The organism is Mesorhizobium sp. B2-8-3 (assembly GCF_006440815.1).
In the GTDB taxonomy this organism is placed as follows: Bacteria; Pseudomonadota; Alphaproteobacteria; order Rhizobiales; family Rhizobiaceae; genus Mesorhizobium.
This window is the reverse complement of sequence record NZ_VFTW01000008.1, coordinates 69,072-94,462: the sequence shown is the minus strand read 5'-3', so window position 1 is coordinate 94,462 and position 25,391 is coordinate 69,072. Positions and strand designations below refer to the sequence as shown.

Genomic DNA, 25,391 nt, shown 5'->3' with positions numbered 1-25,391 from the left:
CAAAAGAACATGGCTGATATCACAGGCAAGGTCGTGGTCGTCACGGCGGCCGCGCAGGGCATTGGACGGGCAAGCGTTCTGGCTTTCGCAAAGGCCGGCGCCATCGTCCACGCCACCGACATCAACGAGGCGGCCCTAGCCGAACTTAGCAAGACGCCCGGCATTGCGGCGCGAAAACTCGATGTGCTGAACGACGCTGCGGTGAAAACCGCCTTTGCCGAAATCGGCCGCGTCGACGTGCTGTTCAACTGCGCCGGCTTCGTCCATGCCGGCTCGATCCTCGAGATGAAGGACGAGGATCTCGACTTCGCCTTCAATCTCAACGTGCGCGCCATGATCCGCACCATCCGCGCCGTGCTGCCCGGCATGCTGGAACGCGGCGATGGCTCGATCATCAACATGGCGTCGGTGGCGGGCGCCCCGAAGGGCGTGCCGAACCGTTTTGCTTATGGTGTGACCAAGGCCGCGGTCATCGGTCTGACAAAATCGATTGCCGCCGATTATGTCGCCAAGGGCATACGCTGCAACGCCATTTGCCCGGGTACCGTCGAGAGCCCCTCGCTTCAGGGCCGCATGCAGGCGCAGGGCGACTATGAGGCGGCCCGCGCCGCTTTCATCGCCCGCCAGCCGATGGGCAGGATCGGCACGCCCGACGAGATCGCCGACCTCGCTGTCTATCTGGCCGGTGCGACCTACACGAGCGGGCAGGCTTATAACATCGACGGCGGCTGGTCGATCTGAGGCCGTTCCGGCAGCCAGCGGCGGCGGCAATCCAGCTACGAGGCAGCCCAGTTAAGAGGCAGGCATGACCAAGATCACGGACCTCAGAACCTTCGACCTGCGCTTCCCGACATCGCAAAGCCTCGACGGCTCCGACGCGATGAATCCGGACCCGGATTACTCGGCCGCCTATGTCATCCTCGACACCGATGTCCCATCGCTGAAGGGCCATGGCCTCACCTTCACCATCGGCCGCGGCAATGAGATCTGCTGCGCGGCGATCGAAGCGCTGCGCCACCGCGTCGTCGGGCTCGAGCTCGACTGGGTGAAAGAGGACCCAGGCCGTTTTTGGCACCATGTGACCGGCGACAGCCAGCTGCGCTGGATCGGCCCGGACAAGGGCGCCATGCATCTTGCAGTCGGAGCCGTGGTCAACGCGGTCTGGGACCTGTGGGCCAAGGAGGCCGGCAAGCCGGTCTGGCGCCTGGTCGCCGAGATGAGCCCGGAAGAGATCGTGCGCATCGTCGATTTCCGCTACCTCACCGACGCGATCACACCGGCAGAGGCGCTGGCGATCCTGACGAAGGCCGAGGCCGGCAAGGCCGGGCGCATCGCCGCGCTCGAGCGCGAGGGATATGCCTGCTACACCACCTCGGCCGGCTGGCTCGGCTATCCCGACGACAAGCTCAGGCGTCTTTGCCAGGAAGCGGTGGACGATGGGTTCAATCATATCAAGCTGAAGGTCGGCCGCGACCGCGCCGACGACATCCGCCGTCTCAGGATCGCCCGCGAGGTGATCGGCCCGGACCGCTATCTGATGATAGACGCCAACCAGGTCTGGGAGGTCGACCAGGCGATCGACTGGCTGAAGGACCTGGCCTTCGCCAAGCCCTTCTTCATCGAGGAGCCGACCAGCCCCGACGACGTCGCCGGCCACGCACATATCCGCAAGGCTGTGGCGCCGATCAAGGTCGCGACCGGCGAGATGTGCCAGAACCGCATCATGTTCAAGCAGTTCATCGCCGGCGGTGCGATCGACGTCGTGCAGATCGATTCCTGCCGCATGGGGGGGCTGAACGAAGTGCTGGCGGTGCTGCTGATCGCCGCCAAGTTCGGCCTGCCGGTCTGGCCACATGCCGGCGGCGTCGGCCTTTGCGAATATGTTCAGCATCTGTCGATGATCGACTATGTCGCCGTGTCAGGCAGCAAGGACGGACGCGTCATCGAATATGTCAACCACCTGCACGAGCATTTCCTCGAACCCTGCGTGATCCGCGACGCCGCCTATATGCCGCCTCGGGCGCCCGGTTTCTCGATCGAGATGAAAGCTCAGTCGATCGAGGATTACCTGCATCGCGCCTGAAGCATCGGCGCTGCAAACCGTGCCGCAGCACGCGACCGGACCGCCGCGAATCGGCTATGCCTGTCGCATGCAGGAAACATCCCTCTACGAGCCGGTGAAGCGGTTCCTCGAGAGCATGGATTTCGCCGTCAAGGGCGAGATCGGCGGCTGCGACGTGGTCGGCGTCCGCGCGGGCGAGCCGCCAGTTGTCGTCATTTGCGAATTGAAGCTGCAGTTCAACCTCGAGCTTGTTTTGCAAGCCGTCGACCGCGCGGCGGCCTGTGACGAGGTCTGGCTGGCTGCTTTGATGTCGGCGCGCGGCAAGGGCAGGGAGCACGATCGCCGCTTCCGCGCGCTGTGCCGCCGTCTCGGCTTCGGTCTGTTGGGCGTCGGCAAGAAGGGCGAGGTCGAGCTGCTTCTCAGTCCCGCCGCCCTGCCGCCGCGCCGCGATCCCAGGCGGCGCTCGCGCCTGGTCGAGGAACATCACCGCCGCAAGGGCGATCCGTCCGTCGGCGGCAGCACGCGCAGGAGGCCGATCATGACTGCCTACCGGCAGGAGGCGCTGGCCTGCGCCGCCGCCATGGCCGACGGCCCGAAACGGCCGCGCGACCTCAAGGCGCTTTCGCCGCGCGCCGCGACCATCCTGCAGCATAATTACTATGGCTGGTTCGCCCGCGCCGAGCGCGGCATCTATGCACTGACAGAAGCCGGCCTTGCCGCGATCACACCCGCGGCGGTGGTCTTATAAGCTATTGGGTGACGAAAAATTCGCCGGCTTACCACTCGGCGCCCGGCTTACCATTCGGCGAACGAACCGTCCTTGTGGCGCCAGACCGGGTTGCGCCAGCGATGCCCTTCCTTGGCGCGCTCCTTCACATAATCCTCGTCGATCTCGACGCCCAGGCCCGGGCCGTCGGGAATGGCGACATAGCCATCCTCGTAACGGAAGACATCCTTGTTGGCGGCATAGTCGAGCAGGTCGTTGCCGGCATTGTAGTGGATGCCCAGGCTCTGCTCCTGGATGAAGCAATTGTAGCTTACGGCATCGAGCTGCAGGCACGCGGCCAGCGCGATGGGCCCAAGCGGACAGTGCGGCGCCACCGCCACGTCATAGGCTTCCGCCATCGCCGCGATCTTGCGGCATTCGGTGATGCCGCCGGCATGCGACAGGTCCGGCTGGATGATGTCGACGACAGCTTCCTCGAACACCGATTTGAAATCCCAGCGGCTGTAGAGCCGTTCGCCGAGCGCGATCGGCGTCGAGCCGAGCGCGGCGATCTCCTTCAGCGCCTCGCGGTTCTCGCTCAGCACCGGCTCCTCGATGAACATCAGCCGGTAGGGCTCCAGTTCCTTGACCAGGATGCGCGCCATCGGCCGGTGCACGCGGCCGTGGAAATCGACGGCGATGCCGATATCGGGGCCGACCGACTCGCGCACCATGGCAACCCGCTCGACCGCGGCATCGATCCTGTCATGGCTGTCGACGATCTGCAGTTCCTCGGTGCCGTTCATCTTGAGCGCCTGAAAGCCGCGCGCCACGACATCCCAGGCGCCGGCGGCGACTTCGGCCGGCCGGTCGCCGCCGATCCAGGAATAGACCTTGATCGTCTCGCGCAGCTTGCCGCCGAGCAATTCATGCACCGGCACGCCGAGCGCCTTGCCCTTGATGTCCCATAGCGCCTGGTCGATGCCGGCGATGGCGCTCATCAGGATCGGCCCGCCGCGATAGAAGCCGCCGCGATGCATCACCGTCCAATGATCCTCGATCAGACGCGGATCCTTGCCGATCAGATAGTCGGCCAGTTCCTTGACCGCCGCTTCGACCGTCAGCGCCTTGCCTTCGACCACCGGCTCGCCCCAGCCGCTGATGCCGGCATCGGTCTCGATCTTGAGGAACAGCCAGCGCGGCGGAACGATATAGGTGGTCAGAGCGGTGATCTTCATGCGGTCGGCCGGTCTCAGTTGTTTTTCAGTTTCTTGGCGCTGACGAGGTCGCGCGCGGCGAGATCGAGTATCTTGTTGGCCGCGTTTCGCGCAGCCACGGCGTCGCGCATCCGCAGCGCCTCGACCACCTCGCCGTGAGCCGCCGCCGCTTCTCTGCGCCTGACCGGCGAGATCGTCGCCGTGGCTTCCAGCGAAAACAGCAGCGCCGTGTCGATCAGCTTGCCGATCTGGCGGAAGATCGGGTTGTGGCTCGCGCCATAGACGATCTGGTGGAAGACGATGTCGGACCGCGAGAATTGCGTCAGGTCCTCGCCGGCGCCGGCCATGCCTTGCCAGGCTGCTTCGAGGTCGGCGATCTCCTGCAACGTCGCGCGCGTTGCCGCGAGTTCGGCGACCAGCGGCTCGATGGCGCGGCGGGTTTCGAGGATCGCGTCGAACAATTTGTCGTCCAGCGCATGCGGCGCATGCCAGGCCAGCACCTGCGGATCGATGATGTTCCATTTGTCCTGGTCGCAGACGACCGTGCCGACGCGTGGCCGGGACAGCACCAGCCCCTTGGCCGCCAGCACCTTCAGCGCTTCGCGTATGACGGTACGGCTGACGCCATATTCGATGCCGAGATCGTTCTCGGTCGGCAGCGACGATCCGGCCGGATAGCGGCCCGAGAAAATGTCGGAGGCGAGCGCTCTTGTCACATCCGGCATGACGCGCGGGCGACGCGCCGTCTCGCGCTCCTCCGTCGCCTCGTCAGCCTTCTTCGGTGTCTCGTTCACCTCAGCCCCTCCTCCAAGGCAGCGAACCCTGGTTTGCGCGCGCTCGGCCCGGCCTTAGCGGATACCGGTGATTTGCGCCAGCGCTACTGAGCGGACTATTTAAATCATTTATCATACCAGATCAATTGACGTGTATGATGAAATTGATTAATGACGGGAGGCCCGGGCTCGGCGCCCGGCCGTTCGCTGGGAGGTAAACATGCGACTTTTGAAAACCGCGCTCGTCGCGGGCGCTCTCGCCGTCTTGTCGGTCACAACAATCGCGTCTGCCTATGCGCAGGACACCAAGATCGGCTTCATCGTCAAACAGCCCGAGGAACCCTGGTTCCAGGACGAATGGAAATTCGCTGACCAGGCTGCCAAGGAAAAGGGCTTCACTCTCGTCAAGATCGGTGCCGAAGACGGCGAGAAGCTGATGTCGGCGATCGACAATCTCGGCGCCCAGGGCGCGCAAGGCTTCGTCGTCTGCACGCCGGATGTGAAGCTCGGCCCGGGCATCGTCGCCAAGGCAGCCGCCAACAATCTGAAGCTGATGACGGTGGACGACCGCCTCGTCGGCGCCGACGGCAAGCCGCTCGAAGACGTGCCGCATATGGGCATCTCCGCCACCAAGATCGGCGAGGCCGTGGGTCAGGCCATTATCGACGAGATGAAGGCGCGCGGCTGGAAAATGGACGAGGTCGGCGCGATCCGCGTTTCCTATGACCAACTGCCGACCGCCGTCGACCGTGTCGAAGGCGCGATCTCGGTGCTGAAGGCCGCCGGCTTCAAGGCCGAGAACATCTTCGACGCGCCGCAGGCCAAGACCGATACGGAAGCCGCGCTCAATGCCGCGACCGTGGTGCTCAATGCCCATGCCGACATCAAGAAGTGGATTGCCTTCGGCCTCAATGACGAGGCGGTGCTGGGCGCCGTGCGCGCTTCCGAAAGCGTCGGCATTCCGGCGGACGGCATGATCGGCGTCGGCATCGGCGGCGCGGAATCGGCGATCAACGAGTTCAAGAAACCGGCCGCGACCGGCTTCGTCGGCACGGTGATCATCTCGCCGAAGCGCCATGGTTACGAGACGGCGCTGAACATGTATGACTGGATCGCCAACAACAAGGAGCCGGCAAAGCTTACGCTGACCTCCGGCGCGCTGGCCAAGCGCGACGACTATCAGAAGGTGCGCAAGGACCTCGGCATCGAATAGCCTTCCCTGTACAAACAGGCGGCGGCTTGATGCTGCCGCCCGTTTGGCATGCTCAAGGATCCAGGCCGTGTCCTTTCTCCAATTTTCCAACATCAGCAAGACCTATCCGGGCGTCAGGGCTCTGTCCGGCGTGTCGTTCGGCGTCGAAAAGGGCGCCGTGCACGGATTGATGGGCGAGAACGGCGCCGGCAAATCCACCCTCATCAAGATCCTGTCCGGCGACCAGCATGCCGATGCCGGCGAGATAAGCATCGACGGCAAGGTCCAGGCCTATGCCTCGACCAGGAATGCCTTCGACAACGGCGTCATCGTCATCCATCAGGAATTGCAGCTGGTGTCCGAGCTGACCGTCGCGGAAAATCTCAGCCTCGGCCGGTTTCCGGCGAGCGGAGGCGTCATCGCCCGCCGCCGCATGCTCGACGATGTCGGCGCCAAGCTGAAGTCGGCCGGCATCGACATCGACATGCGCCGCAAGGTCAAGACGCTCTCGATCGGCGAACGCCAGATGGTCGAGATCGCAAAGGCCGTGATGCTCGACGCCCGCGTCATCGCGCTCGACGAGCCGACCTCGTCGCTGTCCTCGCGCGAAAGCGCGATCCTGTTTAAGCTGATCGACCGGCTGCGCGGCGAGGGCAAGGTCATCATCTATGTCTCGCACCGCCTCGACGAGGTGTTCCGCCTCTGCGACAGCCTGACGGTGCTGCGCGACGGCAAGCTCGCCGCGCATCACGCATCGCTGAAAGATGTGACGCGCGATCAGGTCGTTGCCGAAATGGTCGGTCGCGAGATTTCCGACATCTGGGGTTTTCGGCCGCGAAATCCGGGAGAGGTTCGCCTCAAGGCCGATAATCTGAGCGGCGCCAGATTGCGGACGCCGGCAAGCTTCGAAGCTCGCGCCGGCGAGATCGTCGGCTTCTTCGGCCTGATCGGCGCCGGACGCTCGGAGCTGATGCGGCTGGTCTTCGGCGCCGATCCGCGCTCGGGCGGCACGATCGCCGTCGACGGCAAGGCGATTGCCGCCGCCAGCCCGCATGACGCGATCCGCGCCGGCATTGTGCTCTGCTCCGAGGACCGCAAGCATGACGGCATCATCCAGGGCCGCTCGATCGAGGAAAACATCAACATCTCGTCCAGGCGCCATCACACGCGCTTCGGGGTGCTCAGCCGCGCCAGCGAGATCGCGACGGCCGAAACCTTCATCAAGAAGCTCAAGGTGCGCACGCCTTCGCGCAGGCAGGACATCGTCAACCTGTCTGGCGGCAACCAGCAGAAGGTCATCCTTGGCCGCTGGCTGTCCGAGCAGGGCATACGCGTTTTGATCGTCGACGAGCCGACGCGCGGCATCGATGTCGGCGCCAAGTCGGAGATCTACGAGCTGCTCTACCAACTCGCCGAGGACGGCATGGCGATCGTCGTCGTCTCCTCCGAGCTGCCGGAAGTGATGGGCATCTGCGACCGCATCCTGGTGATGTGCGGCGGGCGCATCAGCGCCGAGCTCACGCGCGGCCAGTTCGCCGAAAAGGCAATCCTGGCCGCGGCCCTTCCAGACAAGAAAACCCCCGACGCGATCGCATCCTGAGGACACCAGCCATGACCGACCGGTTGAAGAAGATACTGCTCGGCGAGCAGGGCCTCGTCGTGATCTTCATCGTCGCCTTCGCGCTGGTGTCGCTGCTGGTGCCGAACTTCCTCACCGACCGCAACATGCTGGGCCTGCTGCAATCGGTGGTCACCGTCGGCATCGTCGCCTGCACGATGATGTTCTGCCTCGCCGCGCGCGACTTCGATCTGTCGGTCGGCTCCATCGTCGCCTTTGCCGGCATGGTCGCGGTGATGGCCTCGAACGCCACAGGTTCGATCCTGCTTGGCCTTATCGCGGCGATCGCCTGCGGCGCCGTCGTCGGCTGGGTCAACGGCGTCGTCATCGCCAAATTCCGCATCAATGCTCTGATCACCACCTTGGCCACCATGCAGATCGTGCGCGGTTTCGCGCTGATCTCGTCGGACGGCCGCGCCGTCGGCATCAACAGCCCGGACTTCTACCAGCTTGCCTTGTCGAAGCTGCTCGGCATACCGACGCCGATCTGGGTGCTGGCGGTGCTCTTCGCCATTTTCGGCTTCGTGCTCAACAGCACCGTCTTCGGCAAGAACACGCTGGCCATCGGCGGCAATCCGGAAGCCTCGCGCCTTGCCGGCGTCAATGTCGACAGGACGCGCATCTGGATCTTCACGCTGCAGGGCGTGGTCTGCGGCATCGCCGGCATCCTGCTTGCCTCGCGCATCACCTCGGGCCAGCCCAACGCCGCGGTCGGGCTCGAATTGTCGGTGATCTCGGCCTGCGTGCTCGGCGGCGTCTCGCTTGCGGGCGGCAGGGCCACGATGTCGGGCGTCATCGTCGGCGTGCTGATCATGGGCATCGCCGAGAACGCGATGAACCTGCTCAACATCCCGGCCTTCTACCAATATATCGTCAGGGGCGTGATCCTGCTTCTGGCGGTCCTGCTCGACAATCTGCGTTCCTCGGCATTGGGCCGGCGCTGATGGCACGTCTGAAGGGAAAACGCATCTTCCTCACCGGCGCGGCGCAAGGCATCGGCTACGCCATCGCCGAAGCCTGCCTGCGCGAGAAGGCCGAGCTGTTCCTCGTCGACCGCGACGCGGACCTGCTTGCTGAAAGCGCTGCCCGTTTGGGCAAGGTCGCCCATGCGGCGGCCGATATCGCCGACGCCAAGGCAATCGACGCCGCGATGCAGGCGGCGACGAAGGCCATCGGCCCGGTCAACGCCGTCATCAACAATGCCGGCATGAACGTCTTCTCGACGCCGCTCGCGGCCACCGAGGATGACTGGACGCGCAATCTCGACGTCAATGTGAAAGGCGCCTGGCACTGCGCCAAGGCGGCGCTGCCGGGGATGATCGGGCAGGGCGGCGGCGTGATCCTGAACGTCGCCTCCACGCACGCCTTCACCATCATCCCGCACACCTTTCCCTATCCCGTCGCCAAGCATGCTTTGCTCGGCCTGACAAAATCGCTGGCGATCGAATATGCCGGCAACAATGTCCGCGTGAACGCGCTGGCGCCCGGTTATGTCGCCACCCAGAAGGTCATCGACTACTGGAACAGTTTCGACGATCCGGAGGCCGCGCGCGCCAAAACGCTGGCGCTGCATCCGGGTGGGCGCATCGCCACACCGCAGGAGATCGCCATGGCGGCGGTCTTTCTGGTCTCGGAGGAATGTCCCTTCATCAACGCCGCCTGTCTCGTCGCGGATGGCGGCCTGAGCGTGCTTCACCACCCCTGAAACAAGCCATGAACCATTGATATGCCGCGGGAACTCAAAACCACCGCAATCCGGCATCAAGGGCTGACGATGGCCGGCATCGAGCTCGCCGGCGACCGCCTCCGCTATGTCATGCAGTGCGACGAGGGATACGCCATGTCGAAGGTCGCGGAAGTCTGTCCACGAGAGGCTGAGGTCACATAGGACCCTGCAAGCTCCGCTCCAGGTGGTTACGTATCAGCCCATGCCGGCGCGCATCCGCGCCTGAGACGGCGGGGCTGAATGGCGCATGCCCGCGCCATTCGCCAAACCTCGTTTCGACCGTTGACACGTCTCCCGCTCTGTGCAGAAATTGGTTGGACCATTGAACCACTTTAGGCTCAGCCGGCGTGACCGATTTCCTGCCTCCCATCCAGACCACGGCCCGCGACGACGCGGTTCTGAAGGCGTTGGCGGGTTTCGTTCGGCAGGAGGCTCTGGGGCCCGGTGAAAGACTGCCGACGGAGCGCATCCTGGCTGAACGCCTCAAGGTCAGCCGCAACACGGTGCGTGAGGCGCTGACGCGCTGGGAAGGCCTCGGCCTTGTCGAGCGGCGGCAGGGTTCAGGCACCTACCTCAAGGCCGCCGTTTCGCCCGATATGCTGCACATGCCGCTGACGCTGTCCGGTGGCAACGATTTCGCCGGCCTGATGTCCACGCTTGAGATCCGCCGCGCGCTGGAGGCGGAGGCCGCCGCGCTCTGCGCCATTCGTGCAGGCAAGGCCGAACTCGCCGAGATCGAGCGCAAGCTCGACCTCATGGAAGAGGCCTTCCAGACCCGCGCCGGGATGTCCTCGGAGGAGGATTGGGAGTTCCACCAGGCGATCTTCCGCGCTTCCGGCAATCCGCTGTTCGAGCAGATCATCGCCGCCATGTACGAGCTGTTCCACCGCTTCTGGGAACACCCTCTGGGCGTGCGCGATTTCGGCCATGCCAGCTTTCCTTATCACCGGACCATCTTCAATTGCATCGCCGCGCGTGACCCCGATGGCGCTCGCGCCGAGGCGCTAAAACTCATCGCCACCGTCGAGGACGATCTGAAGCGCGGCGCCGCCAACCTCAAACTTTCGGACCGCAGATGAACGAGCAGCCCAACACTTTCGACCCGGCCTCGATGGCCAGCGACTATCTCGGCGAGGCGGCGACGCTTCTGGCGCATGACGATCCGTTCCCCGGCGGCGCGGTTGTGCCGCCGATCTACCAGACGTCGCTGTTCACCTTCGCCAGCTACGCCGACATGGCCGACACCTTCGCCGGCCGGCGAAAGCAGCCGATCTATTCGCGCGGCGACAACCCGACGGTGATGGAATTCGAAGCACGTGTCGCCGCGCTCGAAGGCGCGGAGGCCGCGCGCGGCTTTTCCAGCGGCATGGCGGCCATCAGCGCCACGGTCCTTGCCTTTGTCGGCGCCGGCGAGCGCATGGTTGCCGTGCGCAACTGCTATGGCGACGCCTACCGCCTGTTCGAGCGGCTGTTCCCGCGCTTGCACATCAAGGTCGATTATATCGACGGCTCCGATCCCGACGCGGTTGCCGCGGCACTTCCCGGCGCCAAGCTGCTCTACCTAGAAAGTCCGACCTCGATGATGTTCGAGCTGCAGGACCTGGAGCATCTGACGCGGCTTGCGAAGGAGCAGGGCATCGTCACCACCATCGACAATTCCTGGGCCACCCCCGTCTTCCAGAAGCCGATTTCGCATGGCGTCGACCTGGTGCTGCATTCGGCCTCGAAATATCTGAGCGGCCACAGCGACACCGTCGCCGGCGTGGTGGCCGGCTCCGCCGTCCATATCAAGCACATCAACGAGCAGACCTATTCGCAGCTTGGCGGCAAGCTGTCGCCCTTCGAAGGCTGGCTCTTGCTGCGCGGGCTGCGCACGCTGCCGCTGCGCGTGCCGCATCACATGAAGAGCGGACTTACGATTGCCGAGCGGCTGAAGGCGCATGGCAAGGTCGAGCGAGTCAACCATCCTGCCTATTCGAACCACCCCGGCAAGAAGACGCTTGCCGGCTATGCCGGGCTGTTCTCCTTCGAGGTCACCGAGGATGTCGACATCCCTGCCTTCGTCGATGCGCTGAAGTTCTTCCGCATTGGCGTCAGCTGGGGCGGCCATGAAAGCCTGGTCGTGCCGGCCAAGGCCTCGCTCGAGCAGACGCCGGGCATCAATTCGATGGCGCGCTTCGGCGTCAGCCCCCGAACCATCCGCTTCAATGTCGGATTGGAAAATGTCGAGGACCTCTGGGCCGACATCGCCCAGGCCTTCGACAAGTCAAAAAAATAATGGATCAAAAATGGGAGTCCTGAACATGAAAAGACCGACCTTCATGCTTGCCGCCGTAGCCGGCCTGGCGATCTCCGCCAGCGGCGCGCTGGCCGACACCACCATCAAGCTGGTCGAAGTCATCACCAGCCCGCCGCGCACCGAATTCCTGAAGAAGCAGATCGCCGAATTCGAGACCGCCAATCCGGGCATCAAGGTGGAAGTGGTCTCGCTGCCCTGGGGCCAGGCCTTCGAGAAGTTCCTCACCATGGTGCAGGCCGGCGACACGCCCGACGTCGTCGAGATGCCGGAACGCTGGATGGGCCTCTATGCCAACAACGGTCAGCTCGAGGATCTCGGTCCCTTCATGGCCAAATGGCCCGACGCCAAGACGCTCGGCGACCGCGCCAAGCAGTTCGGCTCGACCGTCGACAACACCCAGTTCATGATCCCCTACGGCTACTATGTGAACGCGCTGTTCTGGAACAAGAAGCTGTTCAAGGAAGCTGGTCTCGACGGCCCGCCGGCAACGCTCGATGAGTTCGTCGCCGATTCCAAGAAGATCTCGGCCATCCCGGGTAAATATGGCTACTGCCTGCGCGGCGGACCCGGCGCCTTCAACGGCATGCACATGTTCATGAACATCGCCGACGGCAAGGGCGGCTACTTCACCGACGACGGCGTCTCGACCATCAACGACGAAGGCTCGGTCAAGGGCCTGCAGATGCTGGCCGACATGTACAAGAACGGTCTGGCGCCGAAAGATTCCGTGAGCTGGGGCTTCAACGAAACGGTGACCAGCTTCTATTCCGGCACCTGCGCCATGCTCAACCAGGACCCGGATGCGCTGCTCGGCATCGCCGACAAGATGAGCGCCGACGACTTCGCGGTTGCGCCGTTGCCGGTCGGCCCGAGCGGCAAATCCTATCCGACGCTGGGCTATGCCGGCTGGGCGATGTTCGCCAATTCCCAGCACAAGGACGAAGCCTGGAAGCTGATGGCGACGCTTTTGTCGCCGAAGGACAATCTGGAATGGGCCAAGGAAGTTGGCGTCGTGCCGATCCACAACGGCGCCGACCAGGACGCGCACTTCAAGACCGAGCAGTTCAAGGGCTGGTTCACCGAACTCAGCGACAGCTCCAAATATGAAATGGTGACGCCGCCGACGCATCTGGAAAACCTCGGCAACTTCGTCGATCAGGTGGCGATCAAGAATTTTCAGGAAGTGCTGCTCGGCCAGAAGCCGGCCAAGGACGTGGCCGATGAATGGGCCAAGTTCCTGACCAAGGAACAGCAGGACTGGCTGGCGAAAAACAAGAAGTAAGGCGCAGGCCTTTTTCCTTCGCCCCGTTTACGGGGAGAAGGTGTCACGAAGTGACGGATGAGGGGCGGCGCCAGCATTTCATAAGTTCGCGCCGCCCCTCATCTGCCTGCCCGTCCTTCGCAGCAGCTGCGCCGCTGCTACGGAGGGTGAACCGGCATCTTCCCCTCGTTCACGGGAGAAGGACGCTGTCGCCGTCCCCGGCACCCAATCACCACCGTAGAGCCAGAACGTATGACCTACGCAGTGTCCGAGATCCGATCCGCCGCCCCGCCGCGCAAGCGGCGGTTCAGCAAGGCCGCGATCGAGCCGTGGCTTTATCTTTCGCCTTCTATCGTCCTGCTGGTCCTGGTGCTGCTGGTGCCGTTGGTCATTGGCATCTCCTACTCTTTTCGCAAATTCTCGGCGTTCAAGTCGCAATATGTCGGCCTTGCCCAATATCAGGCGATGCTCTCCGACCAGGTGCTCGGTCAGGCGCTGATCAACACGCTGTGGTGGACGGTCGCCAGCCTGTTCTTCCAGTTCTTTCTGGGCTTGGGTCTCGCATTGCTGCTCGACAAGCCGTTCTACGGCCGCAAGGTGGTGCAGGCCGTGGTCTTCCTGCCCTGGGCCGTGCCGTCTTTCCTCTCCGGCCTCACCTGGGCCTGGCTGTTCAACCCGATCATCGGGCCGCTGCCGCACTGGCTTTTCGCGCTTGGCCTCAAGGCCGAGCCGACCAATGTGCTGTCGGATCCGGCCACCGCCATGTGGGGCCCGATCGTCGCCAACATCTGGTTCGGCATTCCGTTCTTCGCCATAACGCTGCTTGCCGCGCTGAAATCGATCCCCTCCGAATTGCATGAGGCTGCAGCCATCGACGGCGCCTCGCCCTGGCAGCGCTTCACCAAGGTGACGCTGCCCTTCCTGGCGCCGACCATCGTCATCACGGTGATGCTGCGCACCATCTGGATCGCCACCTTCGCCGACCTGATCTTCGTCATGACCGAAGGCGGGCCGGCCGGCTCGACCAGCACCGTGCCGGTCTACATCTATGTCAGCGCCTTCAAGTCGCTCGACAAGGGCTATGCATCGGCGGTGGCGGTGCTGCTTCTGGTGCTGCTCATTGTCTACGCCATCGGATTGATCGCCATCCGCCGCACCCTGGTGAGGCACGTCTGATGATCGCCGGTCGCTCCACTTCCTCGCGCATTTTCGGCGGCATCGGGCTCTACGCGGCGGTCGCGGCTTACGTGATCTTCGCGCTGTTCCCGATCTTCTGGACGCTGAAGATCTCGGTGACGCCCGAGCGCCTGCTCTATTCCGAAGGCATCACCTTCTGGCCGTCGCAGACGACCTTCCAGAACTTCGTCACCGTGCTCGAAGCCTCCGACTTTCCACGCTATTTCCTCAACAGCGTCATCGTCTCGGTGTCGACGGCCGCCTTTGTCACCGTCATCGCCACGCTCGCCGGCTACGCCATGTCGCGCTTCACCTTCCGCGGCAAGGCGACGCTGGCCATCTTGCTGTTGCTGACCCAGACCTTCCCGCTGGTCATGGTCATTCCGCCGATCTACCGGATCATGGGCGATCTCGGCCTGACCAACAGCCTGATCGGACTGATCATCATCTACACGGCCTTCAACACCGCCTTCGCGACGTTCCTCATGCAGTCCTTCTTCGACGGCATCCCGAGGGATCTTGAGGAGGCGGCGATGATCGACGGCTGCACCCGTGCTCAGGCGATGCGCCGGGTCATCGTGCCGCTGACCTTGCCCGGCATGGGCGCCACGCTGGGTTTCGTCTTCACGGCCGCCTGGAGCGAGTTGCTGTTCGCGCTGATGCTGATCTCCAGCGACGAGCAGAAGACCTTCGCCGTCGGCCTGCTCACCTTCATCGGCAAATTCGCCGTCGACTGGGGGCAGATGATGGCGGCCTCGATCCTGGCGCTGATTCCGGTCTGCGTCTTCTTCGCCTTCCTGCAACGCTATCTCGTCACCGGCCTCACCGCCGGCGCTGTCAAAGGATAATCGATGGCTTCCGTCACGCTGCAAAACGTCGAGAAGGATTATGGCGCGCTGCGCATCCTGCATGGCGTCGACCTCGAGATCGCCGATGGCGAGTTCGTGGTCCTGGTCGGTCCGTCCGGCTGCGGCAAGTCCACGCTCTTGCGCATGATCGCCGGCCTCGAAGAGGTCACCGGCGGTGAGATCCATATCGGCGACCGGCTGGTCAACGACGTCGCGCCGAAGGATCGCGACATCGCCATGGTGTTCCAGTCCTACGCGCTCTATCCGCATATGGACGTCTCCTCGAATATGGGCTTCAGCCTGCTGCTGAAGAAGGCCGAGAAGACGACGATCGACGACAGGGTCGGTGCCGCCGCCAAGCGGCTTGGCCTCGACTCCTATCTCAGCCGCCTGCCGCGCCAGCTCTCCGGCGGCCAGCGTCAGCGCGTCGCCATGGGCCGCGCCATCGTGCGCGATCCGAAAGTTTTTCTGTTCGATGAGCCGCTGTCCAACCTCGACGCCAAGCTGCGCGTCCATATGCGCGCCGAGATCAAGGCGCTGCACCAGCAGCTCAAGACCACGTCGGTCTACGTCACCCACGACCAGGTCGAGGCCATGACCATGGCCGACCGCATCGTCGTCATGCATGACGGCTATGTCCAGCAGGTCGGCCGTCCGCTCGAGCTTTACGACCGGCCGGCCAACACTTTCGTCGCCGGCTTCATCGGCTCGCCCGGCATGAATTTCTTGCCGGCTAAGGTCGCCAGGGACGGCAAGGCCGATGCCGTGCTCGCCGACGGCCAGAAGCTTGGATTGCCGGATGGTCTGCCGCTGCAGGACGGCGATGCGCTCACCATCGGCCTGCGGCCCGAGCATATCAGGCTGGCCGATGACGGAGCGCTGAAGGCCGAGGTCGAGGTGGTCGAGCCGCTCGGCCTGTCGACGCAGTTCTATGTCCGGCTAGCCAACCAGCAGATTTGCGTCTTCGTCATGGGACGCAGCGACGTCAGGCCGGGCGACACCATCCGCCTCGCCGCCGATCCGGCGGCGCTGCACCTCTTCGATTCAAAGAGCGGCGTTCGGATCGGCTAGCTGGCCAACAGCGACGCGTCATGGATGGCTTCGCCAGCAACTCACTGGCGGCAGATGTGGGTGTTCAACTCGGGCACGATTGTTGCGCTGGTGATGGCGACAATTTGATCGCTCAAGGGTCGGCGCCTTCGAGAATATCGACAGGTGAATTGCGGATTTTGATTGCTAGACTCCTGCTGATTCGTCTCGACAGGAAAAGGCATGAGCAAGGCCCTCGGCACATTCGCACTGATCACGGTTCTGAGCGCCTTGCTGATGGCGCTGTCATTGGCCGTGGCGAGGCACGGCTACCCCTATGGCGCCTACGGCGTGAAGCGTCTCGACGGCATCGCCGACGCCGGCTCGTTCCTGGCGATCGCCGCCATCTACTTCTTCGGCGCCATGCTGATGATGATCTTGCCCATCCGTGCCGCCGGCGTTGTGCTGACCCATGCGGCCGATGCGATCTTCTGGGCGACGATCATGCTCTTCGCGACGATCGTCGGCTCGCTGCTTGCCAGATGGGCCTTCGGTCAGCACGAGGTGCTTTGGGCGCTGTTCAACTGGCGCTTCCTGTTCGTCGCGGCGATCGTGGCGGCGCATCTCACCATGAACGAGCTTCGCCGCAACATCCTGCTCAGAAGCCTGTTCTTCGTCGCCTTCGGCGCGGTCACGCTCGCCTGCCTGTTCTGGTCATTCTCGACCTGAGTCCTAGCTTTGTCGCATATGGCTGGTAGACCTCCTGCCAGGCAATGGCTATATCATTTGTCTGACAATTGACCCGGTCGAAGGCCGCCGCGACCAAAACCCAAGGAAAAACAAGATGACCGTGCTGCGCAAAAACCTGATCGACGGCGAGTGGCTTGGCGAGGCCGGCTCGCGCAACATCAACCCTTCGAACACCAACGACGTCGTCGGCGAATACGCTTCGGCCGGGCCGGAGGAGGCCAAGCAGGCCATCGCGGCCGCCAAGACGGCCTTTCCGGCCTGGTCGCGCTCAGGCCCGCTGACCCGCCATGCGGTGCTGAAGAAAACCTCCGACGAGATCATGGCGCGCAAGGACGAGATCGGCCGCTCGCTGGCCCGCGAGGAAGGCAAGACGCTGGCCGAGGGTGTCGGCGAGACGATCCGGGCGGCGCAGCTCTTCGACTTCTTCGCCGGCGAGACGCTGCGTCTGTCGGGCGAGATGGTGCCGAGCGTCCGGCCCGGTGTCGGCGTCGAGATGACCCGCGAAGGCGTCGGCGTCGTCGGCATCATCACGCCGTGGAATTTCCCGATCGCCATCCCCGCCTGGAAGATCGCGCCGGCGCTGGCATACGGCAATACCATCGTCTTCAAGCCGGCCGAGCTGGTGCCTGAAAGCGCCTGGACCATCGTCGACATCCTGCATCGCGCTGGCCTGCCCAAGGGCGTGCTCAACCTCGTCATGGGCAAGGGCTCGGTGGTCGGCCAAGCGATGCTCGACAGCCCCGACGTCAACGCCATCTCCTTCACCGGCTCGGTCGGTACGGGCAAGCGCGTCGCTGCCGCAAGCGTCGAGCACATGCGCAAGTTCCAGCTCGAAATGGGCGGCAAGAATCCGCTCGTCGTGCTCGATGACGCCGATCTGGCCGTCGCCGTCGATTGCGCCGTCAACGGCGCCTATTTCTCGACCGGACAGCGCTGCACGGCCTCCTCGCGCCTGATCGTCACCGAGGCCATCCACGACCGCTTCGTCGACGCGATCAAGGAGCGGCTGGACAAGCTCGTCATCGGCGACGCGCTCGATGCCAAGACCCAGATCGGTCCGGTCGTCGACCAGACGCAGCTCAAGCAGGACGAGGATTACATCGCCATCGGCCGCCAGGAAGGCGCCGAGCTTGCCTTCGGCGGCGACCGGCTGGAGCGCGGCGCGCCCGGCTTCTATCTGCAGCCTGCTCTGTTTGTTGGCTCTACCAATGCGATGCGCATCTCGCGCGAGGAGATTTTTGGTCCTGTCGCCAACGTCATTCGAGTCAAGGATTATGACGAAGCCTTGGCTGTCGCCAACGACACGCCGTTCGGCCTCACCTCCGGTATCTGCACCACCAGCCTGAAGCACGCGACCCATTTCAAGCGCAATTCCGAAGCCGGCATGGTGATGGTCAACCTGCCGACGGCGGGCGTCGACTTCCACGTGCCGTTCGGCGGCCGCAAGGGTTCGAGCTACGGCCCGCGCGAGCAGGGCCGCTACGCCATGGAGTTCTACACCACGGTGAAGACCGCCTATACATTCGCCGGCTAAGAGGGATCGATGGCGTCAGCTCTGGACGACATGACATGGCTCAACCCGCCGCCGCGCCACACGGTCGGCGACGGCACGCTCACCGTTCGGACGGGCAAGGAGACCGACTTCTGGCGCGAGACCTTCTACGGCTTCTGGCGCGACAACGGGCATTTCCTCTACCGCCCGGTAGAGGGTGATTTCAGCGCCGAGGTCACCGTCCAGGGCGACTACAAGGTGCTCTACGATCAGGCGGGGCTGATGCTGCGCCTCAGCGAAACGCACTGGATCAAGGCCGGCATCGAATACACCGACGGGCTGGCCTACTTCTCCGTCGTCGTCACCAACGACACCTCCGACTGGTCGCTGGTTGCCATCGCCGCCAGCAAGGACGGCGTCAGGATCCGCCTGACCCGTCACGCCGAGGCGATCCGCATCCAATATCTGGACGCTTCGGATGGCCACTGGAAGCCGGTGCGGCTGGCCTATTTCCCGATCTCGAAAACGGTCGATGTCGGCATGATGTGCTGCTCGCCGCAGCGCGAAGGCTTTGAGGTCACCTTTTCGGACTTCACCGTCGGGGCGCCCATCTCGCGGGAATTGCACGACTGACGCGGCGCTACCCGTTCATCCGGTGCTGGAAGAATTGCAGGAACAATTCGCGCTCCGTGGTGATGTCCAGCTTCTCATAGATGCGGCGGCGATGGTTCTTCACCGTGCCGACGGTGATGCCGAGCCGCTCGGCGATGTTGGCGGTCGGATGGCCGGCGAGGATCAGCTGCACCAGCTCGCGCTCGCGCAGCGATAGCTCCGGCCACAGGTTTCCCGGAATGCTCGGCTTCTGCTGCGGCGAGGCGCCGGGACCGCTCGGCGCCGAGGTGCGTGAAAAGTCTGAGCCGCGCGCCTTGATGTCGAGCGCATGCAGCGCCTCGAACACCGGCAGCCGCTCGGTCAGTAGCGCGATCTCGCTGTCCTTGAATAATACGGTCGAGCGGTCGAGGAATATGCCCAGGCACCAGTCGCCGCCGTCGGTGAGCAGGATGCCGACCTCGTCGCAGATTTCCGACTGCGCCAGGAAACCGGCAATGTATTGGCCGCGCTTGGCCTCCTCGTCGGCCAGTCCCTTGAGCGGCATGATGCCGAGCCGGCGCTCGCGCCGCCACGAGGCATAGAAGGGATCGAAGACGTAGTAATTGTCGAGATAGCGCCGCACCATCTCGTCCGAGAAGTGCCGGTGCTTGACGAATTCCGGTGTCCTGGTCGCCGAATAGCGCGTCACCGTCACCAGGTCATGCGCGATGTCGGCGCCGATCAGGTCGATCAGGCAGTCGACATGCCGGTCGGTGCCGGTGGCGGCGATCGCCTTGGCCAGCGGCGCCCAGATATTGCCCATGCGCATGCCCTTTTCTCGGCGAACCGCGCCGCGCGGTCATTGTGTCTTTAGGCATATGGCGCGATCCGGCTCCGGGAATCTAGCCTGTGGTCATTCTCGGCAAGGGAAAGCGATCCGTGGACCAGATCACCACCAATCCAATCGTCATCGGCATCGACGCTGGCGGCACCATGACCGACACGATCCTTGTGGATCAGGACGGTCACTTCAAGATCGGCAAGTCGGCGACGACGCCTAAGAACGAGGCCGAAGGCTTCCTGGCTTCGGCAGAGGACGCGGCCGATGCCTGGGGCATCTCGCTGCAGGACCTGTTCTCCGGCGTCAACGTGGTGCTCTATTCCGGCACCGGCATGCTCAACACGCTGTTGTCGCGCACCGGCCGCAGGCTCGGGCTGATCACCACCAAGGGCCTCGAGGACATGATCCTGATGGGCCGTGGCCTGCAGGCCTGGGCGGATTATTCCTATGCCGACCGCCTGCACGCGGTCACCCACCACCATCCCGATCCGCTGGTGCCGCGCCGCCGCACGCATGGCGTGACGGAGCGCATCGACCAGTTCGGCGACGTCATCCTGCCGCTCTACGAGCACGAGGTGCATGCCGCCGCCAAGAAGCTCATCGCCGACAAGGTCGAGGCGATCTGCATCATGACCGTCTTCTCGCACGTTAACCCGGCGCATGAGAAGCGCATCGCCGAAATCTGCCGCGAGGAGATCGCCGCCGCCGGCGCCGACATCCTCGTCTACACCAGCCACGAGGTGCGCCCGGTGATCCGCGAGCAGTCGCGGCTGAACTCGGTGCTTATCGAGGCCTACGCCACCTCGCGCGGCCGCAAGCAGTTGAAGGGCATCGAGGACATCTCGAAGAAATACGGCTTCAAATACGGCGTGCAGACGCTGCTCTCCTTCGGTGGCCTGACCTCGATCAACCATCCGCGCCTGCACGAAACGATGATCTCCGGGCCGATCGGCGGCATCCTGGGCGCCGCCTATGTCGGCAAGCTGATCGGCAACGACTCGCTGATCTGCTCGGACATGGGCGGCACGTCCTTCGACATGGGCGTCATCACGCGCGGCCAGACACGTATCGAGAACGAGCCGCTGATGGACCGCTTCAAGCTCAACGTGCCAACGTTGCATCTCGACACGATCGGCGCCGGCGCCGGCATGATCCTCAAGGTCGATCCGCTGACCAAGAAGGTCTCGCTCGGGCCGGAAAGCGCCGGCTCCGATCCCGGGCCGATCTGCTTCGCCAAGGGCGGCACCGAGCCGACCATCGCCGACTGCGACGCCATCCTAGGTCGCCTGAACCCGCATTACTTCCTCGGCGGCAAGGTCGTGCTGCAGGTGGAGAAGGCAAGGAAAGCCTTCGAGGAGAAATGCGCCCGCGTGCTCGGCGTCGGCGTCGAGGAGGCGGCCGAAGGCATGATCGACATGCTGGAGGCCGACGCGAACAACGCGCTGCGCCGCGTCATCTCCGGCCAGGGCATCCATCCTTCGGAATTCACGCTTTTGTCCTACGGTGGCTCGGGGCCGTTGCATCTGGCCGGCTGCTCCAGGGGCATCGGCTTCAAGGACATCATCACGTTCCAGTTCGCCGCCGCCTTCTCGGCCTTCGGCTGCACCACAGCCGACTTCATGCGTCGCCACTCGGTCTCGACGCAGATCGACATCGGCGCGCGGGCCAGCGATGACGAGCTGGTCGCCTTCGGCAAGAAGGTCACCACCGTCTGGGACGACCTGACCAAGGCCGCGGTCGACGAAATGGTGGCCGACGGCCACGCGCTCCCCAAGATCAAGACCGCGCCGTTCCTGATGATGCGCTACACCGGCCAGTTGGAAGACGTCGAGGTGATGGCGCCGCTGTCGGCGATTCACTCCGCCGACGACATGCGCAGGGTCATCGCCGAGTTCGAGGCGGTCTACGCCAAGGTCAACCACCGCGTCTCGCGCTATGGCGAGGCCGGCTTCTCGATCACCGAGCTGGGGCTGATCGCCACCGCCGACAAGGTGAAGCCGACTTTGGTCAAGCGCCCGCTCGGCAAATCCGATCCGGCTTCCGCCCATAAGGGTGTGCGCGAGGCCTATATCGGCGGCCGCTGGCACAAGGCCAATCTCTACGAGATGGACCTGCTGCAGCCCGGCCACGAGGTTACCGGCCCGGCCATCATCGAACACCCGGCGACGACGCTCGTCGTCCATCCGCAGGACCGCGTCCATGTCGATGAATGGACGCTGCTCCACTACACCCACGCTTGAGAAGGGCGAACGCCATGCTGGACAAACCCGCCTCTGCGCTGCGCATCCGCGAACGGCTGATCGAATCCGAACGGCTGATGGAAGAGACCGGCTGCTATGACGGCATCACCGAGCTTCAGCTGCGCAACCAGGACCCGCTGAAATTCGAGACGCTGCACACGAAGCTGCGCGCCTACTGCGTCTCGGCGCGCGAGATGGCGCGCCGCATCTCCGCCTCGCCCGGCGTGCGCGAGGTCGGCGAGATGGTCGTCGCCATCTACACGCCGGAAGGCGACGCGATCGCGCTTTCCAACGGCATCATGGTGCATGTGCACACGATGAGCCGCTTCATCAAATGGATGATCCGCAACGGCTACGAGGAAAATCCGCAGATCCGCGACGGCGACATCTTCGCCAACAACGACGCCTTCATCGGCACCGTGCAGGTGCCGGACGTGATGGACGTCGTGCCGATCTTCCATTCCGGTAAGCTCGTCGGCTGGGCCGGCGCCGTCTGCCACGAGCTCGAAGCCGGCGGCATCACGCCAGGCGGCGACGTCGCGCTGGCGCAGGAGCGCTTTACCGAAGGCCTGTTCGTCTGCGCCGAAAAGGTCGGCCAGAACGACGAACTGCGGCGCGACTACGTCATCCGCTGCGAGCGCAATCTCAGGATGCCGATCTACTGGGTGCTCGACGAGAAGGCCAAGGTCGCCTCCTGCATCGACATGCGCGAAAGCGTCAAGGCGCTGATCGACGAGATCGGCCTCGACTACTGGATGCAGGTGTCGAAGGAGTTCATCGAGGAAGGCCGCCGCGCCCAGCTCGCCCGCACGCGCCAGCTCACGGTGCCCGGCATCTACCGCGGCCACACTTTTTACGGCCACGTCACCAAGGGCAAGCCCGGCTACCAGCCGCTCGGCGATCCCGACTGGCTCTACAACATCCCGATCGAGATGGAGATCACCAGCGACGGCAAGATCAAGATGGACTTCGAGGGCACGCAGCCCTGGGGCTATCATTCGATGAACTGCACGCCGGCCGGCATGGATGGCGGCATGTTCGTGACGCTGACGCAGCACATGAACTTCGAGGGCCTGGTCAATGACGGCGCATGGATGGCGACCGAGTTGAAGCTGCCGCACGGCACCTGGACCAACCCCGACAATGAGATGGTGGCGACCGCCACCTCCTGGGCGCTGTTGCTGCCCGCCTATGGCGTCTTCCAGCGGCTCTTGTCGCGCTCCTTCATCGCGCGCGGCTTCGTCGAGGAAGCCTTTGTCGGCCAGGTCAACAGCCCGATGATCGAGATGGGCGGCACCAGCCAGTACGGCACGCCCTTCGGCATGGCGCATTTCGAATGCGCCGCCGCCGGCTCGGGCGCCTTGGCCATCAAGGACGGGCTGGACACAGCCTATGTCGGCTGGAATCCGGAATCCGACATGGGCAACATCGAGATCTGGGAACAGAACATGCCGATGCTTTATATCGGCAGGTCGATCGTTCCCAATTCCGGCGGCGCCGGCAAATATCGCGGCGGCTGTTCCTTTCTGTCGACCTGGCTGGTTTCCAAGACCGATCATCTCAGGCTGGTGACCTCCGAGCATTCCTCGCGCGTCTTCGACAATGGCGGCCTGTGCGGCGGCTATCCGGCCCCGACCTGCCAGAAGCATCGCGCGGTGCGGGACTCGAACATCTTCGAGCTGGCCGAAAATGGCGCGCCGCTGGCGCACCACACCGGCACCAATCCCTACCGCTCGGAGCTGGAAGTGCGGCTGGAAGGCGAGCATGTGACGCTGGAAGGGCCGTACATCACTGCGCCGCACAAGACCGGTGACGTCTTCACCCACTCCTATAATGGCGGCGGCGGTTACGGCGACGTGCTGGAGCGCGATCCCGTCAAGACCGCCTGGGACGTCGAGAACGGCTTCCTCACCAGGGAAGCGGCCGAAGGTATCTTCGGCATCGTGCTCGACGAGGACGAGGAGGGTTTCCCGGTCGCCAATCTGGAAGCCACCAAGCGCCATCGCGCCGACATGCGGGCCAAGCGCCTGACGCACGCCAGGCCGGTTTCGGAATGGATGGCCGAGGAGCGCGAGCGCGTGAAAGCGGCCGGTTTCGCGCCCGAGGTGAAGAAGATGTATGCCAGCGCCATCAGGCTCTCGCCGCGCTTCACCAAGGACTTTTCGACCTTCTGGGATGTCGATGCCAAATCGACCTTCGGCGTGGAGTAAGGACCATGACCTCATACAGCAAGGAAGTCATCGCCGATCTGGTTGCCGGCACGCTGCCGTGGCCGCAGACGCGCCGCATCATGAGCGCCTACAAGGACGACGACCGTTTCTTCAAATATGTCGCGGTGCTGCAGGATCGCGTCGGCTGGAAGGATCCGATCCTGCTCCCGGTCGGCGACCATCTTTTCATCTGCCAGAGCGGCGACGAACGGGTGACGAAATGCGAATGCGGCCACTCCTTCGGCGACTACCGCAGGAACTGGAAGCTGAAGGCCGCGATCATCGTGCGCGACACAGAGGAGACGCTGCGCGAGATCTACCCCAACAGCGACCTGCCGGATCCGGATTGGATGGAAATCCGCGAATTCATCTGCCCTGAATGCGGCACGCTGCATGAGGTGGAAGCGGCTGCGCCCGGCTATCCGATCGTTCACGATTTCGAGCCGGACCTCGAAGGGTTCTACCGCGATTGGCTGGGCAAGCCGCTGGAGTCGTCAACGAGAGCAATTCCAGGAAACGTGTGAAGCGGTTTTCCGTCCGGAATTGCGTCAACAGAGTGGGAGGCTGATGCCGCAGATGGGTCGCGTCGCAGGCAAGGTGGCGCTCGTAACCGGGGCCGGTCTCGGCCTCGGGCGGGCGTCTTCGCTCCTTCTGGCGTCGGAAGGCGCGAAGTTGGTCGTCAGCGACATCGACGAGAGGCTCGCCGGCGATGCGGCGGCGGAGATCGTCAAGGCTGGCGGCGAGGCGCTGGCGTTGCGCCATGATGTCTCGAAGCCCGAAGACTGGCCGGCCGTCATGGCGGCGATCGAGCAGCACTTCGGCCGGCTCGACGTACTGGTCAACAATGCCGGCATTGCCATTGCCCGGAACATCGAAGACACAACAATCGCCGAATGGCGGCGCACCATGGCGATCAACCTTGACGGCGTCTTCCTCGGCTGCCAGGCAGGCATCAAGCTGATGAAGAAATCCGGTGGCGGATCGATCATCAATCTCTCCTCCATAGACGGCATCATCGGTGAGGCGGATCTTGCCGCCTACTGCGCCTCCAAGGGTGGCGTGCGCACCCTGACCAAGGCGGTCGCCGTGCATTGCGCCGAGCAGCGCTACGGCATCCGCTGCAACTCGATCCATCCCGGCTATATCTGGACGCCGCAGACGGAAAACTACCTGCGCGATCTGGGCACGCTCGAGCAGGAGAAGGCCAAGGCGCTGTCCCGCCATCCGATCGGCTTCCTCGGCGAGCCGAACGACATCGCCTACATGGTCCTCTATCTCGCCTCGGACGAATCCAAATTCGTCACCGGCTCCGAAATGGTGGTCGACGGAGGCTATCTTGCAGTGTGAACGCGGAGACCGC

General features: G+C 64.0%; 23 protein-coding genes. 20 read left to right on the top strand and 3 right to left on the bottom strand.

The genetic code is table 11. The features are described 5' to 3' along the window. Positions 1-9 precede the first annotated feature (9 nt). The 3 genes from FJ418_RS14850 to FJ418_RS14840 all read left to right on the top strand — a co-directional run bounded on the left by FJ418_RS14850 (position 10) and on the right by FJ418_RS14840 (position 2,810). Positions 10-741, top strand: a complete 732-nt coding sequence (locus FJ418_RS14850; protein WP_140866669.1) for an SDR family oxidoreductase — start codon at positions 10-12, stop codon at positions 739-741. 64 nt (positions 742-805) lie between these two features. Beyond that, complete coding sequence (locus FJ418_RS14845) at positions 806-2,083, top strand: L-fuconate dehydratase (protein WP_140866666.1); 1,278 nt, start codon at positions 806-808, stop codon at positions 2,081-2,083. 67 nt (positions 2,084-2,150) lie between these two features. Continuing rightward, positions 2,151-2,810, top strand: coding sequence for a DUF2161 family putative PD-(D/E)XK-type phosphodiesterase (locus tag FJ418_RS14840; RefSeq protein WP_140866663.1), 660 nt, complete (start codon positions 2,151-2,153; stop codon positions 2,808-2,810). A 47-nt stretch (positions 2,811-2,857) separates the two neighbouring features. Here the strand turns inward: FJ418_RS14840 and dgoD are convergent, their stop codons facing one another. Together dgoD and FJ418_RS14830 are read right to left on the bottom strand one after the other, a co-directional pair. Next, a complete protein-coding gene (gene dgoD, locus FJ418_RS14835; RefSeq protein ID WP_140866660.1) occupies positions 2,858-4,006 on the bottom strand; it encodes a galactonate dehydratase in 1,149 nt (382 codons plus the stop codon). A 14-nt stretch (positions 4,007-4,020) separates the two neighbouring features. Beyond that, on the bottom strand, positions 4,021-4,710 hold the full coding sequence (locus FJ418_RS14830) for a FadR/GntR family transcriptional regulator (RefSeq protein ID WP_140644844.1): 690 nt from the start codon (positions 4,708-4,710) through the stop codon (positions 4,021-4,023). A 268-nt stretch (positions 4,711-4,978) separates the two neighbouring features. Between FJ418_RS14830 and FJ418_RS14825 the strand changes: the two genes are divergently transcribed. From FJ418_RS14825 to FJ418_RS14765, 13 genes are all read left to right on the top strand, one after another. Next, complete coding sequence (locus FJ418_RS14825) at positions 4,979-5,971, top strand: arabinose ABC transporter substrate-binding protein (protein WP_140866657.1); 993 nt, start codon at positions 4,979-4,981, stop codon at positions 5,969-5,971. A 67-nt stretch (positions 5,972-6,038) separates the two neighbouring features. Continuing rightward, positions 6,039-7,550, top strand: coding sequence for an L-arabinose ABC transporter ATP-binding protein AraG (gene araG / locus FJ418_RS14820; RefSeq protein ID WP_140866655.1), 1,512 nt, complete (start codon positions 6,039-6,041; stop codon positions 7,548-7,550). Between the two features lie 11 nt (positions 7,551-7,561). Then, positions 7,562-8,512, top strand: a complete 951-nt coding sequence (araH, locus tag FJ418_RS14815) for an L-arabinose ABC transporter permease AraH (protein ID WP_042645133.1) — start codon at positions 7,562-7,564, stop codon at positions 8,510-8,512. Next, positions 8,509-9,273, top strand: a complete 765-nt coding sequence (locus FJ418_RS14810; RefSeq protein WP_140866652.1) for an SDR family oxidoreductase — start codon at positions 8,509-8,511, stop codon at positions 9,271-9,273. The genes araH and FJ418_RS14810 overlap by 4 nt, the downstream gene beginning before the upstream one ends. Before the next feature lie 368 nt (positions 9,274-9,641). After that, the gene (locus FJ418_RS14805) at positions 9,642-10,373 is read left to right on the top strand and encodes a FadR/GntR family transcriptional regulator (RefSeq protein WP_140866649.1); all 732 of its coding nucleotides are present in this window, start codon (positions 9,642-9,644) and stop codon (positions 10,371-10,373) included. Beyond that, the gene (locus FJ418_RS14800; protein WP_140866647.1) at positions 10,370-11,572 is read left to right on the top strand and encodes a PLP-dependent transferase; all 1,203 of its coding nucleotides are present in this window, start codon (positions 10,370-10,372) and stop codon (positions 11,570-11,572) included. The genes FJ418_RS14805 and FJ418_RS14800 overlap by 4 nt, the downstream gene beginning before the upstream one ends. A gap of 25 nt (positions 11,573-11,597) precedes the next feature. Then, complete coding sequence (locus FJ418_RS14795; RefSeq protein ID WP_140866644.1) at positions 11,598-12,875, top strand: sugar ABC transporter substrate-binding protein; 1,278 nt, start codon at positions 11,598-11,600, stop codon at positions 12,873-12,875. 231 nt (positions 12,876-13,106) lie between these two features. Further along, positions 13,107-14,030 (top strand): sugar ABC transporter permease, encoded by a 924-nt coding sequence (locus FJ418_RS14790; RefSeq protein WP_140866641.1) that lies wholly within the window; start codon positions 13,107-13,109, stop codon positions 14,028-14,030. Further along, positions 14,030-14,878 carry a carbohydrate ABC transporter permease gene (locus tag FJ418_RS14785; protein ID WP_140832168.1) on the top strand — a complete coding sequence of 283 codons (849 nt, stop codon included), beginning with the start codon at positions 14,030-14,032 and terminating at the stop codon, positions 14,876-14,878. The genes FJ418_RS14790 and FJ418_RS14785 overlap by 1 nt, the downstream gene beginning before the upstream one ends. Before the next feature lie 3 nt (positions 14,879-14,881). Beyond that, the gene (gene ugpC, locus FJ418_RS14780; protein WP_140866638.1) at positions 14,882-15,949 is read left to right on the top strand and encodes a sn-glycerol-3-phosphate ABC transporter ATP-binding protein UgpC; all 1,068 of its coding nucleotides are present in this window, start codon (positions 14,882-14,884) and stop codon (positions 15,947-15,949) included. A gap of 201 nt (positions 15,950-16,150) precedes the next feature. Then, positions 16,151-16,636 carry a hypothetical protein gene (locus FJ418_RS14775; protein WP_140866635.1) on the top strand — a complete coding sequence of 162 codons (486 nt, stop codon included), beginning with the start codon at positions 16,151-16,153 and terminating at the stop codon, positions 16,634-16,636. 115 nt (positions 16,637-16,751) lie between these two features. Continuing rightward, the gene (locus FJ418_RS14770; RefSeq protein WP_140866632.1) at positions 16,752-18,191 is read left to right on the top strand and encodes an aldehyde dehydrogenase family protein; all 1,440 of its coding nucleotides are present in this window, start codon (positions 16,752-16,754) and stop codon (positions 18,189-18,191) included. 9 nt (positions 18,192-18,200) lie between these two features. Further along, the gene (locus FJ418_RS14765) at positions 18,201-18,782 is read left to right on the top strand and encodes a DUF1349 domain-containing protein (protein ID WP_140866629.1); all 582 of its coding nucleotides are present in this window, start codon (positions 18,201-18,203) and stop codon (positions 18,780-18,782) included. 7 nt (positions 18,783-18,789) lie between these two features. Here FJ418_RS14765 and FJ418_RS14760 read toward each other — a convergent pair whose 3' ends face one another. Next, positions 18,790-19,569: a helix-turn-helix transcriptional regulator gene (locus FJ418_RS14760; protein ID WP_140866626.1), complete on the bottom strand. Its 780-nt coding sequence runs from the start codon at positions 19,567-19,569 to the stop codon at positions 18,790-18,792. Between the two features lie 110 nt (positions 19,570-19,679). Here FJ418_RS14760 and FJ418_RS14755 point away from each other — a divergent pair, with 110 nt between their 5' ends. The 4 genes from FJ418_RS14755 to FJ418_RS14740 are packed head-to-tail and all read left to right on the top strand — an operon-like array spanning position 19,680 to position 25,378. Further along, the gene (locus FJ418_RS14755) at positions 19,680-21,821 is read left to right on the top strand and encodes a hydantoinase/oxoprolinase family protein (RefSeq protein WP_140866623.1); all 2,142 of its coding nucleotides are present in this window, start codon (positions 19,680-19,682) and stop codon (positions 21,819-21,821) included. Between the two features lie 14 nt (positions 21,822-21,835). Then, a complete protein-coding gene (locus FJ418_RS14750; protein ID WP_140866620.1) occupies positions 21,836-24,031 on the top strand; it encodes a hydantoinase B/oxoprolinase family protein in 2,196 nt (731 codons plus the stop codon). A gap of 5 nt (positions 24,032-24,036) precedes the next feature. Continuing rightward, complete coding sequence (locus FJ418_RS14745; protein WP_140782493.1) at positions 24,037-24,555, top strand: acetone carboxylase subunit gamma; 519 nt, start codon at positions 24,037-24,039, stop codon at positions 24,553-24,555. 52 nt (positions 24,556-24,607) lie between these two features. Beyond that, positions 24,608-25,378 carry a glucose 1-dehydrogenase gene (locus FJ418_RS14740; RefSeq protein WP_140866617.1) on the top strand — a complete coding sequence of 257 codons (771 nt, stop codon included), beginning with the start codon at positions 24,608-24,610 and terminating at the stop codon, positions 25,376-25,378. Positions 25,379-25,391: the final 13 nt, after the last annotated feature.